The organism is Paenibacillus sp. MCAF9, from assembly GCF_052114265.1.
GTDB lineage: Bacteria > Bacillota > Bacilli > Paenibacillales > Paenibacillaceae > Pristimantibacillus.
Genome location: NZ_JBFREL010000007.1, coordinates 129,648 through 146,024, shown reverse-complemented (window position 1 = coordinate 146,024; position 16,377 = coordinate 129,648). Strand labels below are relative to the sequence as shown.

10 protein-coding genes are annotated in these 16,377 nt (G+C 46.4%); 4 read left to right on the top strand and 6 right to left on the bottom strand.

Annotated features, from left to right (window positions below):
• Positions 1 to 48: 48 nt before the first annotated feature.
• Together AB4Z45_RS14725 and AB4Z45_RS14720 are read right to left on the bottom strand one after the other, a co-directional pair.
• Positions 49 to 1,380 carry an ABC transporter substrate-binding protein gene (locus AB4Z45_RS14725; RefSeq protein ID WP_441910114.1) on the bottom strand — a complete coding sequence of 444 codons (1,332 nt, stop codon included), beginning with the start codon at positions 1,378 to 1,380 and terminating at the stop codon, positions 49 to 51.
• A 134-nt stretch (positions 1,381 to 1,514) separates the two neighbouring features.
• Positions 1,515 to 3,065 (bottom strand): helix-turn-helix domain-containing protein, encoded by a 1,551-nt coding sequence (locus AB4Z45_RS14720; protein ID WP_441910113.1) that lies wholly within the window; start codon positions 3,063 to 3,065, stop codon positions 1,515 to 1,517.
• Positions 3,066 to 3,261: 196 nt separating this feature from the next.
• Between AB4Z45_RS14720 and AB4Z45_RS14715 the strand changes: the two genes are divergently transcribed.
• Positions 3,262 to 3,873 carry a PadR family transcriptional regulator gene (locus tag AB4Z45_RS14715; protein ID WP_441910254.1) on the top strand — a complete coding sequence of 204 codons (612 nt, stop codon included), beginning with the start codon at positions 3,262 to 3,264 and terminating at the stop codon, positions 3,871 to 3,873.
• 71 nt (positions 3,874 to 3,944) lie between these two features.
• Here AB4Z45_RS14715 and AB4Z45_RS14710 read toward each other — a convergent pair whose 3' ends face one another.
• Together AB4Z45_RS14710 and AB4Z45_RS14705 are read right to left on the bottom strand one after the other, a co-directional pair.
• A complete protein-coding gene (locus AB4Z45_RS14710; protein WP_441910112.1) occupies positions 3,945 to 7,160 on the bottom strand; it encodes an MMPL family transporter in 3,216 nt (1,071 codons plus the stop codon).
• A 27-nt stretch (positions 7,161 to 7,187) separates the two neighbouring features.
• Positions 7,188 to 7,628, bottom strand: coding sequence for a MarR family winged helix-turn-helix transcriptional regulator (locus tag AB4Z45_RS14705; protein WP_076266311.1), 441 nt, complete (start codon positions 7,626 to 7,628; stop codon positions 7,188 to 7,190).
• A gap of 229 nt (positions 7,629 to 7,857) precedes the next feature.
• Between AB4Z45_RS14705 and AB4Z45_RS14700 the strand changes: the two genes are divergently transcribed.
• Together AB4Z45_RS14700 and AB4Z45_RS14695 are read left to right on the top strand one after the other, a co-directional pair.
• Entirely contained in the window at positions 7,858 to 8,421 is a 564-nt protein-coding gene (locus tag AB4Z45_RS14700) for an FAD-dependent oxidoreductase (protein WP_441910110.1), read from the top strand.
• Positions 8,422 to 8,577: 156 nt separating this feature from the next.
• Positions 8,578 to 11,214, top strand: coding sequence for an EAL domain-containing protein (locus AB4Z45_RS14695; RefSeq protein WP_441910109.1), 2,637 nt, complete (start codon positions 8,578 to 8,580; stop codon positions 11,212 to 11,214).
• A 108-nt stretch (positions 11,215 to 11,322) separates the two neighbouring features.
• On the opposite strand, the gene AB4Z45_RS14690 is transcribed toward AB4Z45_RS14695, so the two are convergent.
• Complete coding sequence (locus tag AB4Z45_RS14690) at positions 11,323 to 12,240, bottom strand: hypothetical protein (RefSeq protein WP_441910107.1); 918 nt, start codon at positions 12,238 to 12,240, stop codon at positions 11,323 to 11,325.
• Between the two features lie 285 nt (positions 12,241 to 12,525).
• Between AB4Z45_RS14690 and AB4Z45_RS14685 the strand changes: the two genes are divergently transcribed.
• Positions 12,526 to 14,271 carry a methyl-accepting chemotaxis protein gene (locus tag AB4Z45_RS14685; RefSeq protein WP_441910106.1) on the top strand — a complete coding sequence of 582 codons (1,746 nt, stop codon included), beginning with the start codon at positions 12,526 to 12,528 and terminating at the stop codon, positions 14,269 to 14,271.
• Between the two features lie 80 nt (positions 14,272 to 14,351).
• Here AB4Z45_RS14685 and AB4Z45_RS14680 read toward each other — a convergent pair whose 3' ends face one another.
• Positions 14,352 to 16,373 (bottom strand): ABC transporter ATP-binding protein, encoded by a 2,022-nt coding sequence (locus AB4Z45_RS14680; RefSeq protein WP_441910105.1) that lies wholly within the window; start codon positions 16,371 to 16,373, stop codon positions 14,352 to 14,354.
• Positions 16,374 to 16,377: the final 4 nt, after the last annotated feature.

The following is a 16,377-nucleotide window of genomic DNA, read 5'->3' as shown; positions in this document are numbered from 1 at the left end:
AGGTGCTGGGCATTTGCAACTCACATGCCTACAGCATCCTCCATTCATTTAATCTCGCTCCTGTTTTCCTTGCTTCCGCCAAAAAACATCGAACTGCTTAAGCAATTCCTCCGTAGAAATGACATTCATCAAATGTTGTCGACCCAAATCCGTTCCCATTTGAAAAAATTGACTATAATTTTTATAATAGCTCGGTTTTCTTACGCCCTGAAATCGATCGGGGTCATTTGCCATCAGCATATAAGGAGCATACGGCCCAGTTGAATACTTCTCCTCTTCAATCGTATTGTTATAGATGGATATAACGCCTGAGGCATCAGCAAAGGCGCGATTGTTCTCAATCGATGACAAATAGGAAATGAATTTCCAAGCCTCATCCTTATGCTTAGACTGGGAAGCAATCCCCCAGCCGGCTGCACCAACGTTGTAATGGGAGATCCCATCAGGCCCTGTAGGCAAAGGGGCTGTTGCCCACTGGCTGCTCTCCAGCTTTTCCTTGATCATCTCTATCACGTCTGAGTCTTGGATAAGCAAAGCCGCATTGCCGTTCACAAATGCTTGAACCTGTTCATTAAAGCCCCAATCTATGGACGCAGGGTCTGAAATCTCTGTATAAATCTTCTTGTAAAGCTCAACAGCCTCTGCTGCCCGCTTGCCTGAGAATATCGTCGAGCCATCCGTATTAAACATGGAATCGCTTATATCGACTTTCTCTCCGTTATAGTCCTGAACGATTGAAGACAACGTATTAACGGCACCACTGCCTCCGCGAAAGGAAAAGCCATATATCCTCTCCATCGGCTTCGTCAATTGCTTGCCGACAAAGAAGAGCTGCTCCCATGTTTCTGGCACTTGCAGCGCCTTGGCATCGAACCAATCCTTGCGATAATAAAGCTGCACTTGATAAAGACTGCTCGGAATATAATAAGCAACATCGCCTGCATCTCTAGACATCAGCTTTGCATTATTGTTAAGCAGCATATAGTTGCTCCATGATGAAATATAACTCTCCAAGCTGGTTATCAGACCACTTTCCGCAAGCTGATGTACCGTAACGTCACGCACCTCAACAATATCAATCGCTTGGTTCTGCTCCAGCATCGTCAAGATCGTCTGATCAGCGGTCTCGTATTCTGATGTCACTCTCACAATCTCAATGGTTGGATTGTCGAGTTCAAATTGTGCAATTAATTTGTCTAATTCCACTGTCCGCAGCGGCGTCATTAGGCTCTCAACAATTTTTAAAGTCACCTTATTCGGAGCTGGTGTCTGTTCAAGGGGTTCCGGACTATTTGGATTAAGCGTACAACCGCTTATGAAAGATATCATGATAATTAACGAGAGCGGGTATAGTGCTTTGCCCATTTGAGTGAGCTTCATAAATTCCCTCCCGATCAAAAAGTAATGATGCATAACCATTACTTTATTTATCGGCTGCACGCGCTTCAATCAATACAGCTGACCTCTTCTTTTTTTGCAGACTACCACAGATAAAATTGAACGAGCGCTCTTATTTATTGCGCGTAACTCATCAAATGCCTCACTGTCTCATCGATGAGCCCATCGTGGACGGTCGGATTATAGTTCAGCCGGTCGTGATAGCCGATAAAGATACATCTTCTACGCGCATCCTTTTCCCTCAAGCGGCGCCAGCCCTCCTCCAGCTGATTGCAATAATCACGGGAAGCCTCCGCTGGTACGAGGAAGAGAACGCTGCTGCAGCCTAGCTCAGCGATCTCCCTTAGCGAGCTCGTATCAAGAAATCCGATCTCGTGTGCCGACTTCGGATAGGTCATTTGCAAATCATCATAAAAAAGATCCTTCATCTTGCGGCGGCGCGGGCCAAATATACGAAAGCCCGTTTTTCCGGCATGAACAATTAAGATAGGCTCATTACCTAGACTGTTTTTGAGCTGCTCACGAGCGTTTTGCACCTTCATCTCATAATAGGATAACCAGCGCTCTGCTACGGTGGACAAGCCTAATGCATTGCTTATCTCAAGCAGCCGCTCCTTCCAGGAATAAGCCTTCCAATCGAGCATCAGAACCGGAGCGATAGCCGAACATGCCGCGTACATTTCCTCATCCAGCATACCTGCCAATATGAGATCCGGCTCTGCTTCACGCAGCTGCTGAAGAGCCCGTTCATGCTGGTGAGTGCTCAACCGAATAAAGGACAAGCAAGTAGGCATGCCGATAGCTGATAGGTCGCCCGCGAACACAGATACAAGCGTGGCTACTCGTTTCTTCGCAAGCTGAGCATATTCCGTAGGAGCCAGTCCCATATGTTTCTTAAACAGACGGCTAAAATAGTACTCGTCAGGATAGCCGACGGAATGGGCCACGTCGACGATGGAAGAAGACGTACCTGAGAGCATGCGCATAGAAGCATCGAGCCTCAGCTTGGTCATATATTTAAGCGGTGTAAGTCCTGTATAACTGCGAAAGGCTTGATAAAAACGGCTCGTACTCACCCCTGAGGATCTTGCAAGCTCCTCCATATCCATCGGTGTGCTTAACTGCTCAATCATAAACTGCTTGGCTTGCTCGACGTAGCCAATTAAATCAGCTTCGGTCTCTCTCGGCTGCTGGACGGACTGAATGAGCGCAGCGACCATTGCATAAAGCTGTGATTGCAGCTGATAGTATAAAACCACATCATCAGTACTGCAGTCGCTTTGAAAGTCCTGAAGCCAGCTTCTCGCCTGTGGCAGCCTCAGCAGTTTTAATCCCATACTGTCTCGGTAAGGGAGCATCTCTGCGCCTGCTGCTGTCGAACCGCTTCGGAAGCGGATAAGTACGATTTCAGCTAGATGGTTGCCCTCATTAAGCAGCGTACATTCACAATGGGACGGAATGAGAAACAACTCACCGCCAACGGCTTTTTTAGTCGTGTGCTGCCCCTTCTTCACAATGGAAACCTTTATTTTATGTTGAAGCACAAACGCAAAGCATTGCTCCTCACGATTGTTCAACTGCATATGGTGCAGCGACGGGAGCTTTACTTCCTCCGTGCCAATATAGAGCATTTCACCGTACTTTGTTTGATTCGGTTGCTGCGACATGCGCGCTCACATCCTTAATAAACAATTTTATTTTATAAATTGTAAATAATAATAATTATCATTGTCAATGCTGTAAGTAGAGTAAGCTTATTCCAAATGACAGCTGATGAGCGATCCCTTATGTTTCACTTCACCCTCAAGCATTGAAAAACAGAAGCTTTCCTTATCATAAAAATCGAGGTGACTTAACTTGAAGATGTCTACTAACGATGTTTCCAATGAGCATCATCAACATAGCAAGCAAGAGCCTAAAGTCAATCCGCGCAGCAGCAAGCGTTATTTTGGCCGCGGCGGCGTGAAGATTGCGCTTATGAAGCTGCTCATCGACCAGCCAATGCACGGCTACCAGATGATGAAGGCTTTAGAGGAGCAGTCTGGCGGACTTTATGTACCAAGTGCCGGCTCCATTTATCCTACGCTTCAGATGCTTGTGGGATCCGGCTTCGTCTCCGTTCAGTTAGAGGATAGCGCCAAAAAAGTCTATAAAATTACCGAGCAAGGTCGTGCTGAGTTGCAGCTGCTTCCTGAAAAAACGAGACATAATAACGCCGGGGGCGGCAGCGCATCACCAAAAGCCGAATCATTCCGGAATGAGAAAATTCGGATTAAGCTTGGATTATCGATTGAATCCTTTAATCTGCTTAAGCTGGTAACACGCGCCGAACAAGAAGCATCGGCGAGCAAAGAGCAAGCAGAAGAGCTGCAGCGTCTGTTAACTGAGCAGCAGCAGCAAATCAGCGCCTTTCTCGATGGGTCCGTGCAAAATGCAAATGCAGCTATGGTTCCATACGAAATGGCCGGACGTTAAGTAACAAGAAAAGGGTTATCGCATAGGTCTTTGTCATGCACCAAAGACCCTGGATAACCCTGCTTTATTAATTAGTGAGTTGAATCATGCGAAACATGATGACCCTTAAGCGTTTGACCGCTATGCAAACGATCCGTTTTCTCAGCATCCTGTTTGCGTCCCATAAACGGCCACCAGTTAGCAGGACCGAAAGTGCGTACCATAACTGGAATGAATAATGGAAGCATCAACAATGCATAGATGAACAGTCCACAAAGCACAATAGTCGCAATTTGCAGGAGTGACATAACTCCTGAAGGAAGCATCGCTGCGAATGTTCCGCCTAGAATAACGGCTGCAGACATAATAACCGTACCCATGTTTTTCATCGCTTCCAATATAGCTTCCTGAGGCGACAGATGTCGGTATTCTTTAAAGCGATCCATCAAGAAAATACTATAATCAATTCCTAGTGCGACGAGCATGACGAATCCGAAAAATGGAACCGCCCAGCTAATTCCCGACTGCCCAAGCAGCCTTACGAATATGACCTCTGCAATCGCCATCGAGGAATAGAACGTAACGAGAAGCGATGCGATCATATAAAGCGGCATGACGATCGAGCGGAACAAAAGGATAAGGATAATTGAAATGCCGATGAGCATGAGAATAACCGTACGCGAATAATCCGACGCTGAAATATTGCTCAAATCGTTATTCATACTCGTTACACCGCCGACAGCTACCTGTGATCCATTATAATCGGTGTTTTGAATCGCGCGGTGAACAGCTGCTTCCAGTCCATCGATTTGCGCCATCGTTTCCTGTGCATACGGATTGCCTTTAAATATGACATCGAACTTCGCTGTTTGGCGATCCTCCGACATATACACATTAAGGGCAGCCTGAAATTCCTTGTTTGCGATGGCTTCCTCGGGAATATAAAAGCCCGTCATTTGCTTATTCGGCGATTCCGCTAGACTATTCAAATATCCGCCAGCGGATGTGAGTCCATCGGTTACCTTCGTTAAGCCGTCAACGCTTTGATCCAAACCGCCGGTCAATTCGCCCAGCTGATCGTTTAGCGATGCAAACCCAGCCTGCAGTTCCTTCTGACCATCCGATAGTTCATTAAAGCCCTGTGTGACACCAGGCAGCTTCGATACAATTTGACCTTGGCCTGCGGCTGCCTGCTCAATTCCTTTTTGCAGCTCTCCAAGTCCTGCAGCCAGCTTGCCAAGACCCGAAGCTAGTGCCGTTTGCCCTTCACTTGCTTGCAAGAAACCAGCATTTGCTTGTGTCATTCCCGCTGAAATGCCTGTCAGCTGCTCATTAAGCTGAGACAACTGCCCGCTGATTCCTGCTGCTCCTTGCTGGAGATTTCCAAGAGCAAGCATCGTTTGTTTAAAAGTCTCATCGGTTTGCAGCTCTGGGTGACTTTCCTGAAGTGCAGTCAGACTTTGCTGTACGCCGGATAACCCGCTCGCCAGCTTCTCCTGTTCGGATGCAATCGCGCTATATGCACCTGTAAGCTGACCAAGACCGCCGCCCAGCTGCTCGTAGCTGCTAAGCAATTTACGGCTCGCGCCTGCCAGCTGCTCCGCACTCGCCTGCGCCTGCTTCAAGCCCTCGCTAAGCTCTCCCGCACCTGCAGATCCATCCTGCAACCCTTGCTGAATCTTCTTCAAACCTGCGCCAAGCTGTACAATGCCAGCCTTCAGCTCATTCGTACCATTAACGAGCTTACCAGCGCCGTCAACAGCTTCATTTAATTTTGGCTTATTCTCGCTTAACGCGCTGCTTGCCTCGGAGAGACCATCACCGATTTTGCCCAAGCCTTCGCCGCTTTGACCAAGCCCGCTCTCAAGGGTGGTAACTTGATCTGCCACGAGAAATTGCTCCATTACATCACCTGTAGGACGAGTTGCACTGCGAACGGCCTTGATGCCTCCAGAATTCGCAAGCTCGCGGCTGATTTGCTCTAGTACAGCAAGCCCCTCAGGTGTGTCCATCGGTTTATCAGCTTTGACCACAACGGTAGTAGGCAGTGAATCACCAGGTCCAAAGCTATCCGCAATAATGTTGAACGCTTTAACGGAGTCATACTTATCGCCAATCTCATCCAGCGAGTTGAAAGAAATTGTACCTTTATACGCTGTAAGGAAAGGTACGATAATTACTGCCAAAATAACGAGCGCCCACAAAGGGCGTTTTAGTGAAAACTTACCCACCGTACCCCAAAGCTTGCTCGGCTTATGCTCAAGCGAGCCTTTCGCCGGCCAAAACAATTTTGTACCCAGCACTGCCATAAAAAACGGCACGATCGTAAACAATGCGATAAGCAGTACCGCAACTCCAACTGCAACGGCTACGGCAGAGCGGTAAAGCATAAACGTTGAGAATCCGATTGCTGAGAATCCCACCAACACAGCTAAGCCAGAAAATAATACGGTTCTTCCCGCAGTGCGGTAAGTTTGAACAATTGCTTCTGTCTTGTCGCCGCCGCTATGCGTCAATTCTTCCTTGAAACGGCTAATGAGCAGGATGCAATAGTCTGTGCCGATCCCAAATAATACGGCAACTAGGAAAATTTGCGTGAAGTTGGAAAGCGGAAAATCAAAATATTTAACTAAAAACGCAATAACGGATTGTGATATTAAATAAGTAAATCCAACGGCCACTAGCGGTACGAGCGGCGCAATCGCAGAACGGAATACTACAAACAAAATAATTAAAATAAATCCAAGCGTAATAAACTCGGTTTTCTTAAGCCCTTCCTGCGAGCTTTGTACAACATCCTCAGAAATAAGCCAGTTTCCTGTATAATAATGCTCTACCTTCACATCTGAAATCGTCTCATAGAGACCGTCTCTCAGCTCAGCAAGCTCACGGTCGCCAGCCTCGACATTAACGAGCGCAAGGATGGTGCTTCCATCCTTCGATACCATTTGCTCCTCAAGCTCTTTGGTATCAAAATGAGTCGTCACGGAGAGAACTCCGATAGCCTCGCCTTTGCTCTTCAGCTCATCGATTCCTCTCTTCACTTCCGCTAAATCGGCGTCCTTCAGACCGCCATCCTTATGGAATACAAGCACGGTAGGCATTCCGCTGCTGGCGCTTGCATTATCGCCTCCGCCAATCGATTTCTCCAAGTCCCTGGCGACCGACGAAGAATATCCATCAGGCACGTTGATTTGCCCTTTCGTACGAACAAGCTCTTCCATATTCGGCGCGCTGAGCATCAAGCCTACGGCAGCAGCAAGCCACAATATAAGAACAAACCATCTAAATTTCAAAACGGTTCTCATCTTTGTTCCCCCTCAAATATAATAAAACTATGGATTCATCATTTCTTTAGCAAGCTTCTCGAAGGTTTCGATAAAACAGTTCGCTTCCTGCTCTTCAAAACGATTAATGTATTTGGCCAGCAGCACTTGTATCTTATCCTCCATGAGATCGCAAACCTGCTTGCCTTCCTCGGTTAGCGCTAAATAGATGACCCTGCGATCCTTCTCATCTGGAAATCTTTGAATCAAATTTTTATCAAATAATCGCGTAATGATCGCGGTTATTGAGCTTTTGCCCACGCAAAAAATGTCCGCTAATTCGGATGATGTGCTCATTTCCTTCGAATGCAAATAACGTAGTGTCGCAAACTGGTCTACCGTCAGATCATCTGGCATTAACTCGCGGATCATCGCATTTAATCGACGGTTTACAAGAAAATTAGCCGCTTCGTAGCGATCGATGAGTTGTTTCAATGATGCTCGATCCACACTGGTGTCCCCCTTTATATGTAGTTTCTAAATATCCACGAAATTAATTCTATTATGAAACTGTTCGATAATAGAACTATATCAAACGATTTTATTTAAAACAACGCCTTAATCTAGAATATATTGTGAACAGATGTGAACAAGAGAAGGACAAGCCATTTGCTTTTTTCAAGCTGCCGTTTATATACTAGTGAAGTAATCAAACCAACCATTATTGGAGGTATGTCGTATGTACGATATCGTTATTATTGGTGCTGGTCCGGCTGGAGCAAGTGCAGCCATTTTTACTGCAAAAGCAGGCAAAAAGACGCTCGTGTTTGAGAACAACAAAGGAATGACAAAACGCGCTTGGTTCGAGAACTACTACGGAATTTCAGAAATTGGCGGACCTGACCTTGTGGATACAGGCAAACGACAGGCTGAGAAATTCGGAGCAGAGTTCAAGGAGGAAACCGTACAAAATATCGTTACCATCACTGACGGCCTGCGGGTGGAAACAGACGGCGGAAGCTATGAAGGAAGGCATGTACTTATTGCAACAGGCGTTTCGACAGAGCTGGCTGAACATATCGGGATCTCTACAAAACCGGGTACTGAGCCTCGTATCAAAACCGTTATTGCGGTAGACGCGGCTGGTAAAACGAATATTGATCACATTTGGGCGGCAGGAACGGTTGCTGGGGTAAGCGTGCATGCAGTCGTTACTGCAGGGGATGGGGCAAAAGCTGCCATTAACATCATTAGCGAATTAAACGGCGAACGTTATGTGGATCACGATATTTTAAAGGTTTAACAGTATCTTCCTGAAACAAAAGCAGGATATTAGAAAAAATTGTCGAATAACAGGGAAAATAATCAAACTCTTTTTATGTTCCTATCCTTGTCAGGGTGCTTCGGCACCCTTTTATTTGAACGTAAAAGGTTTTGTCACACTTCCAGGAGGCCGACGGTGAGCAACCCATTGTTTCAGCAGCACAACAAACAATTGACGATTGCTTTCGCATTTGCCTTATGTGCGCTTCTTGCGCTAATCGCCGAGTCGAACCATTTTCAATTTTTGTATGGTATTACCTTTTCATTAACGAGTCTATTTACACTTCTTGGCTTGCGATTATTCGGTTACTGGCCAGGACTCTTAATGAGCGCAGTTGTCCTATTCCTAGGCACTTTTTTATTAAAGCAGCCCCTCTTTCATTACATCATCCTTATTGAAGTTGCCTTTACGGGCTTGCTTCTTCGCAAATACAAGAATCAACTGTTTGGGATTGACGCCGTTTTCTGGGTTCTAGTCGGAATGCCCGCTATCTATTGGTTCTACTCCTTTCATTCAACGCTCATAACGCAGGATTTGCTTCTTATCGCAGGAATTGTTGCCATGAATGGCCTATTTAACGCACTGTTCGCTGAGATTATCTACCAGTACATGCCACTGCGCAAATGGAGTGGGTTTGCCCGCTCGCAGCAAGGGCCAAATTCCTTCAGCAAGGTACTGTTTCATTTCTCCATCGGTATCGTATTCATTTCGTTTATACTCAACATTTTCATTAACAGCTTGAGCTCCATTAAAGAAGTAAGTCTATATGCCGAGCGAATCTCCTCGATCGAAGTCAATCGCATTTCAGAATCATTGGATAAATGGCAGGCGGTTAGCACGGATGTAGAGAAGCAGGATCAGATTGCTTTCCTTCAACTGGCCCTTGGCAAACATTCCGGGAATTCTATCATTTCTGTGACAAATATTGACCAGAAAGTTATTGCATCCAGCGCGCCTGAGACTGTAGGTGAAATGCTTGATTTCTCCAAAGAAAGCAGCATTACTCCCATCAACAAAAAATCGTATTTAGTCATGCCTGACTTAAAAAAATACTCTTGGCATTTCCAGACCTGGCATGATGGAAATTTGATATATAAAGATAAGCTTCAGGCAACGGATTGGCTTGTTTACGTTGACTTCCCCATTAAAAACCATCAAAAATATTTGTTTTCCAAATATTTTATTCATTTTGTTTATATGATCGGGCTTGCCTTCTTTGCCGTCATTCTAGCGTATCTCATTAATTGGTGGCTCTCTCGCAGTTTAACTCGGTTAGCGAGAGCAACAACGAACCTTCCGCTGAAGCTTCAGGAGATGAACACATTGGAATGGCCACGAAGCAGTATTGTAGAAATTCATTCGTTGATTGCTAATTTCAAGCATATGTCAACCAATCTCATTCACATGTTTCAAGAATCGCAGCGAAGCAACGAGAGGCTGGAGGCTCAAACTTATTTATTGCAGCAATCGGAGGAAAGACTGCATCAGCTTGCCTATTACGACATGCTGACTGGTCTGCCGAATAGGCTGCAATTCACACTCCATTTTCAAGACATGATCACTATGAACGCTGCTATGAAAAAACCGATAGCCATCATGTTCGCTGACATCAATCGCTTTAAGCAAATTAATGATACGCTTGGACATGCTGTAGGAGATATTTTGCTTGGCAAGGCAGCAGAACGCTTCGGAGCAGCGGTGTTTGATGAATGCAACGTCTTCCGATTGGGTGGGGACGAGTTTGTATTTGTCGGACAGTATGAGAATGAAGATGAACTTGCTGCAAATGCCCAAGCCGTCGTAGATTCTTTCAATGAGCCTTTTATGATCGACGAAACGCTGCTTTATTTGACCGTTAGCGTCGGCGTTAGCGTGTACCCGCAGGATGGCGGCGATATGGATACCATTATCCGAAACGCTGATATTGCTATGTATAGCGCCAAAGAGCAAGGTGACGGCTGCTACCGGTTTTTCAAGCCAACGCTGGTGTCCGCGATGACAGAGAAGATGCAGATCGAGAACGGGCTTTATAATGCGCTGCAAAACAAACAGTTCTCGCTTCATTATCAGCCAAAAATAAATGCTGCAACCGGCGAGCTATGCGGCATTGAAGCGCTCATTCGCTGGCGTCATCCCGAGCTTGGCATGATTCCGCCCGATAAGTTTATTCCACTTGCCGAGCAATCCGGTTTTATATTAGATATTGACAGCTGGGTCTTCCATGAGGCCTGTCGGCAAAATAAAGCTTGGCAGGATGAGGGACTACAGCATATATGCGTATCAGTAAACATTTCAGCAAGACATTTCTACCAAGGGAACTTATCTGAAATGATCGTCAAAGCGTTAAAGGACACCGGCCTTGATCCGCAATATGTAAGCCTTGAAATTACTGAAGGTGTATTTATGCGGAATATGGATCAAGTGATCGAGACTATTCTTTTCCTTCGGGGGCTTGGCATTCAAATATCAATCGATGACTTTGGCACGGGCTATTCATCCTTGAATCAGCTGCAGCGCCTGCCTATATCAGACGTAAAGCTGGATCGTTCCTTTATTCAAGGCATTACGAATGACGAGAAAAAATCATCGATCGTCAAAGCAATTATTGAGCTTGTACATAGCATGAATATGAAGGTTGTTGCAGAAGGCGTAGAGACGATTGCCGAATCGAATTTCTGTACGGAGCTGCAGTGCGATGAGCTGCAAGGTTATTTATTCAGTAAACCGCTGCCGCCACAGGAGCTGGCGCTTCTTCTCGGTAAGAATGAATAAGCTATACAACAGACATGAAGGAGCTGCCTCAAGGTCATAGACCCGGAGCAGCTCCTTCATCTTTTTAAAGTCTACACTGACTTATTAAATATTTCGCCTACAAAACGGTTATGCAGTTGGAGCTGGAGTTGCTGCTACGGATGTATCCGTCGTGGATTCACTCTTCGCTGCATCGTCACTCGGGCGTTCGCCACGCGGTCCTTTTCCGCCATGTCCACCCTTGCCATGGCCTTCGCGAGCCGGGATTTCTCCATTTACATGTTTTGTTGCATGATCGACAGCCTCAGCTAGCTTCGTATCATATTGCTCCTGCGTAATCGTTCCCGCTGCCAGCTCCTCCGCTAGCTTCGCCTTTTGATCCTTTACCTGCACGTCAATGATCACTTGGATCGCAACACCCTTCTCCCCAGCGATTGCTGCCAAGGTCTTGCCTGATTCAAGCTCCGTCTTTAATACATCTGCCGTTATGCCTAGCGCTGCAGCTATGCCATCTACGTTTTTCTCAAAGCCGCCTCCTCTTTCACCACCGCCGCCATGCTTTCCAAAACCTAATCCTTTGGAATCAAGCAGCTTCTCCGCCTGTGCAGCAGCATCCGGCTTTGCTTGCTGTTGTCCAGTTTCTGCAAGCTTGTCTGCTTCTACTTTTGCGTCAGGTTTCGGATTAGCTGCCTCAGCTGCCTCCAGCCATTCAACAAGCTTAGCCTTAAGATCAGCTCGCGTTTTCCCACTCGCGACTGCAACCTCTGCCAGCGTTGACGTTTGCAGCTTAGTCTGAAGCGCCGCTTCATCGAGCCCTAAGTACGTTAGCAACTGTTCCTGTATTTGTTCAAAGCCGCATCCGAAACCACCATGTCTGCCTTCATGATCCTTCTTAGCTGCGCTGCTATCTGCTTGTGCACCTTGCTCTTGCTGCGCGTCGCTGCTTGCTGCTGCCGCATTTACATATTGGCTAGCCCATAGGCCTCCGGCCCCTAAGGCAAGCGTTAGCGCAATAGCACCTGCTGTTATAGCTTTTGCTCTCTTCATTGAATATTCCACCTTTCAATTCTAAATTTGTTGTTACAAGACCTAGCATAGACAATAAAACTTAAGCCTCCTTTAATCCCCGCTGAATGTTGGCTGAAGACATGCTGCAATTGAACACATTTCTAACATAAAGCCCCATATTTATCTAATAAAAGTTTGTTATTGTAATAACAGATGTCATTCATTGAATTGTAAAAAAATGGACTGTTTCGTTACTATTCATTTTTCGACATAATTCGACGATAACTTATCTTATCTTAACTTTTCATTATGGGGTGTGATTGCATGTTCCGAATTAAGGACAGAAGTTTAGTCGTTACCAGCTCCATCGTATTAGCCCTTCTTCTCGTTATTGTCATTAGCGTCACTGAGTATTTATCCTACAGCACGCAGAAAAAATCCTATTTAGATGAAATTGAACGGATTGGACAAACGCTTGGTTATCAAATCGAGGCTGGTCATGATATGCTTACTTTCGGATACAACGAAGTATCCGCAGGGCGTGATACCAATAATGCTACGTTCAAGATGCTTAAGCTGCAGCTTGACGTCATGATTAAGAACGATATCGTCGCAAATGCATATGTGTATATGCCTGAGGTAATCGAACGCGACGGAAAGAAATTTATAAAGATGATGCAGAGCAATGAGGCTCTCTCCGCCGCAGGCCTTGGACCTGGAGATGAGTATGAAATGAGTGAAGCATTCGCTGGCAAAATTGATGATGCGCTGAATAAGGGATCAGCTTTGACCGATGCCGTTACAGATGAATATGGTCAGTGGATTTCTTATTTAGCCCGTGTAAAAGACCCTAGCGGCAAACTAATCGGGATATTTGGCATGGATGTTGATTTCAAACAAATCGATGATGCCTTAAATCTTATATTTTGGAAAAGCATAGGGATCGCCTCGCTGCTAGCCTTTATTGCCATACTTATTATTGTTGCACTGGTAAGAATGACGTTGAAGCCGCTCAAACGACTCGCGGAATTATCTTCATTAGCAGCGAATGGCGACTTGACGCTTGCCGTTGCGGTCAAAGGAGGCAATGAAATAGCTCAAGTTTCTATCGCCTTTAATGAAATGATCGCAAGCCTTCGTCAGCTCACAGGCAGCATTCGAATAACATCCGATGAGGTAGCTGGCTCGGCTTTCAACATGCAGCAGAGTGCAGAGCAGACCTCCCGTGCGACAGAAGAAGTAACCGAAGCTATTCAAGAAGTTGCTTCCGGCTCTGAAACACAGCTGCAAAGCTTGCAAGAGTGCCAGCGCGCGATGACAGAAATGACGATCGGCATTCAAAGAATTGCAGAGTCGACCTCATCTGTATCTGAGCTGGCAGCGGACACTACGGCAATGGCTACAGAAGGCGAGACCGTTATTGATCAAACATTGCATCAAATGAATACGATCGAGTCCAATGTAGTCGAAACGGTTACGACCTTGCATGAGTTGAAGGAGCAGAGTGACAAAATAGGCGGCATCCTCGCCTTGATCGGCGATGTAGCCAATCAGACTAATCTGCTTGCACTTAATGCGTCTATTGAAGCGGCGCGTGCCGGCGAGCATGGTAAAGGTTTTGCTGTCGTTGCCCATGAAATCCGCAAGCTGGCTGAACGCTCCAAGGAATCCTCCGAGCAGATTGGAACTATACTGCATAGCATCGGAAGTTATGCTGCAACAGCCGTTTCATCAATGGAGCAGTCTGTGGAAGCCGCGCGTTTCGGCTCAAACATCTCGGCACAAGCCGGCGAGTCCTTCCGCTCTATCGTTACTTCCATTCGTCATGTTTCCAGTCAAGTACAGGAAGTATCCGCAGCGTCGGAGCAAATGTCAGCTGGCAGCGAGCAAATTGCAGCTTCGCTAGATGCGCTTGAGGGCATAACGGCTAATTCCGCTGGAAACTCGCAGCGTGTCGCTGCGGCGTCAGAAGAACAGCTTGCTTCCATGCAGGAGGTTGCAAGCTCCTCCGAGCAGCTGCGTAATTTAGCTTCTACCTTGAATGAGGCGATCAGCCGCTTCAAGACCTGATGTACTAACAAAAGCTAATATCTGCCCAAATAAAAAAGGCTAAGCGGGATGACTCTCGCTTAGCCTTTTTTTGCCGTTTTCTATGATGCAGATGCTGCGCCGAATTGCAGCTGATACATCGCGTAATATTTGCCGCGATGCTCCATAAGCTCATCATGGCTGCCTCGCTCCACAATGACGCCGCGATCAAGCACAAGAATTTGATCTGCACTGCGAATCGTCGACAGGCGGTGCGCGATGACGAACGTCGTGCGGCCTTTCTTCAGTACATCAAGTGCCTCTTGAATGATGGCTTCCGTCTCGGTATCAATGCTGGCTGTCGCCTCATCGAGAATAAGAATAGCGGGATCATAAGCAAGTGCCCTTGCAAAGGAAATCAGCTGCCTTTGACCAGCAGACAGTGTGCTTCCCTTCTCAATAACAGGAGCATCAATGCCGCCTTGGAACTGACTGAACATGTCGTAAGCGCCAACGTCACGCAGCGACTGTACAATTTTCTCGCGGCTAATCTCCGGGTTATCAAGGCTGATGTTCGATGCAATCGTTCCGGTAAATAGGAATGGGTCCTGAAGAACGATACCCATATGCTGCCTTAGCAGCTGCTTCGGCATATCGCGTACATCGGTGCCATCTACGATGATTTTGCCCTCGTTCGAATCGTAGAAACGGAACAACAGATTAAGAATCGAGCTTTTGCCTGAACCGGTATGGCCTACTAGCGCAACCGTCTGGCCTTGTTGAGCGTGGAAGGAAATATTTTTCAGCACATATTCATCCTTCTTATAAGCAAAAGAAACATCCTCGAACTTAACATCGCCCTTATATCGGTCCATTTTGCCGGAAACGACATCGATTCCTTCCTCGTCCATCAGCTTAAATACTCGCTCTGCAGATACGCGTGCCGTCTCGAGATTGGATAGCTGGTTTACGATACCAACGATCGGCGCAAACATACGGTTCATATAATCGATGAATGCGTAAAGCACGCCGACCGATACCGCTCCGCGGAGTGAATCGCCCCAGAACATAATGAGTACAATGAGGAACAATGTATTCCGTATAACATTGACAAGATTATGCGATGTTACCGAGTTGAGACTGAGCAGCTTGTTTTGATATTTATAATAATGCTCATTCATTTCCTCAAATTCCTTCGTCGTTTCCTTCTGACGGCGGAACGCCTGGATAATCGTCATCCCTTGTATCGATTCATTGATCATTCCGTTGATTTCACTCAGCTTTGATCTAATGATACGGTTATAGCGAGCAGCGAATTTGCGGTAAACGATAATCCAAATGATGAGGATTGGCACAAGCGGCAGAGCCAGAAGCGCTAAGCGCACATCAAGCAAGAACAAGGCTCCATAAATAGCCACCATATAAATAACACCTGTAAAGAAATTCGCCAGCACAGCGACATACAGCTCGCGTATAGCTTCTGTATCATTTGTCACCCGCGAGACAACCTGCCCAGCTGATAAATTATCATAATAATTGACCGGCAGCCGCTGCGTGTGAGCAAATATATCCGTACGCATCTTGCGCACGATACGATTCGCTGACGTTTGCAGCATAAGCCGCTGTCCGTAGGTGAAGACAGCTACGAGCAGCAAAAATCCGAAATACATAGCTGCTAGCTTCATTAACGCCGGAAACTCCGGCTTATAGAAGGAATACAGCTCTTGTGATGTAAGCTGTGTTACTGGATACGAGACCGTTTCGCCCGTTTCCTTGTTTGTCACCGCGAGGTTGTTCCCCTCTACGACACGTTTGCCTTGATCGGATACCAGCGCATCCTCCAGCCAATAAAATTTGCGTCCAACCTGCAGCACGCGAACCTCCTTGCCCTTCTGTTCCGAAGCGGCAAAGTGATCCTCGCGCTTATACCATTTATCTTTATAAAGAACCGCATACTCTTGTTTTGCTTCGACTTCATGCCATTTCTTCTCGATGCCGAGAATATTCTGGTCAATCATCCGTTTTGCAATTAGCGGTCCTGCAAGCTCTGCGCATACAGCAAGCACAAGCAGAAGAAGCGCAAGCAGGATCGGTTTTTTATAAAGCATGGCGTATTGAAACAATCGTTTTCCTGTGTTGCCCATTGCT

Excerpts from the sequence above, each read along its gene's own strand:
- AB4Z45_RS14720 (WP_441910113.1), bottom strand. The coding sequence starts at position 3,065 with ATGTCGCAGCAACCGAATCAAACAAAGTACGGTGAAATGCTCTATATT.
- AB4Z45_RS14700 (WP_441910110.1), top strand. The coding sequence starts at position 7,858 with ATGTACGATATCGTTATTATTGGTGCTGGTCCGGCTGGAGCAAGTGCA.
- AB4Z45_RS14680 (WP_441910105.1), bottom strand. The coding sequence starts at position 16,373 with ATGGGCAACACAGGAAAACGATTGTTTCAATACGCCATGCTTTATAAA.
- AB4Z45_RS14710 (WP_441910112.1), bottom strand. The coding sequence starts at position 7,160 with ATGAGAACCGTTTTGAAATTTAGATGGTTTGTTCTTATATTGTGGCTT.
- AB4Z45_RS14715 (WP_441910254.1), top strand. The coding sequence starts at position 3,262 with ATGTCTACTAACGATGTTTCCAATGAGCATCATCAACATAGCAAGCAA.
- AB4Z45_RS14690 (WP_441910107.1), bottom strand. The coding sequence starts at position 12,240 with ATGAAGAGAGCAAAAGCTATAACAGCAGGTGCTATTGCGCTAACGCTT.
- AB4Z45_RS14725 (WP_441910114.1), bottom strand. The coding sequence starts at position 1,380 with ATGAAGCTCACTCAAATGGGCAAAGCACTATACCCGCTCTCGTTAATT.
- AB4Z45_RS14685 (WP_441910106.1), top strand. The coding sequence starts at position 12,526 with ATGTTCCGAATTAAGGACAGAAGTTTAGTCGTTACCAGCTCCATCGTA.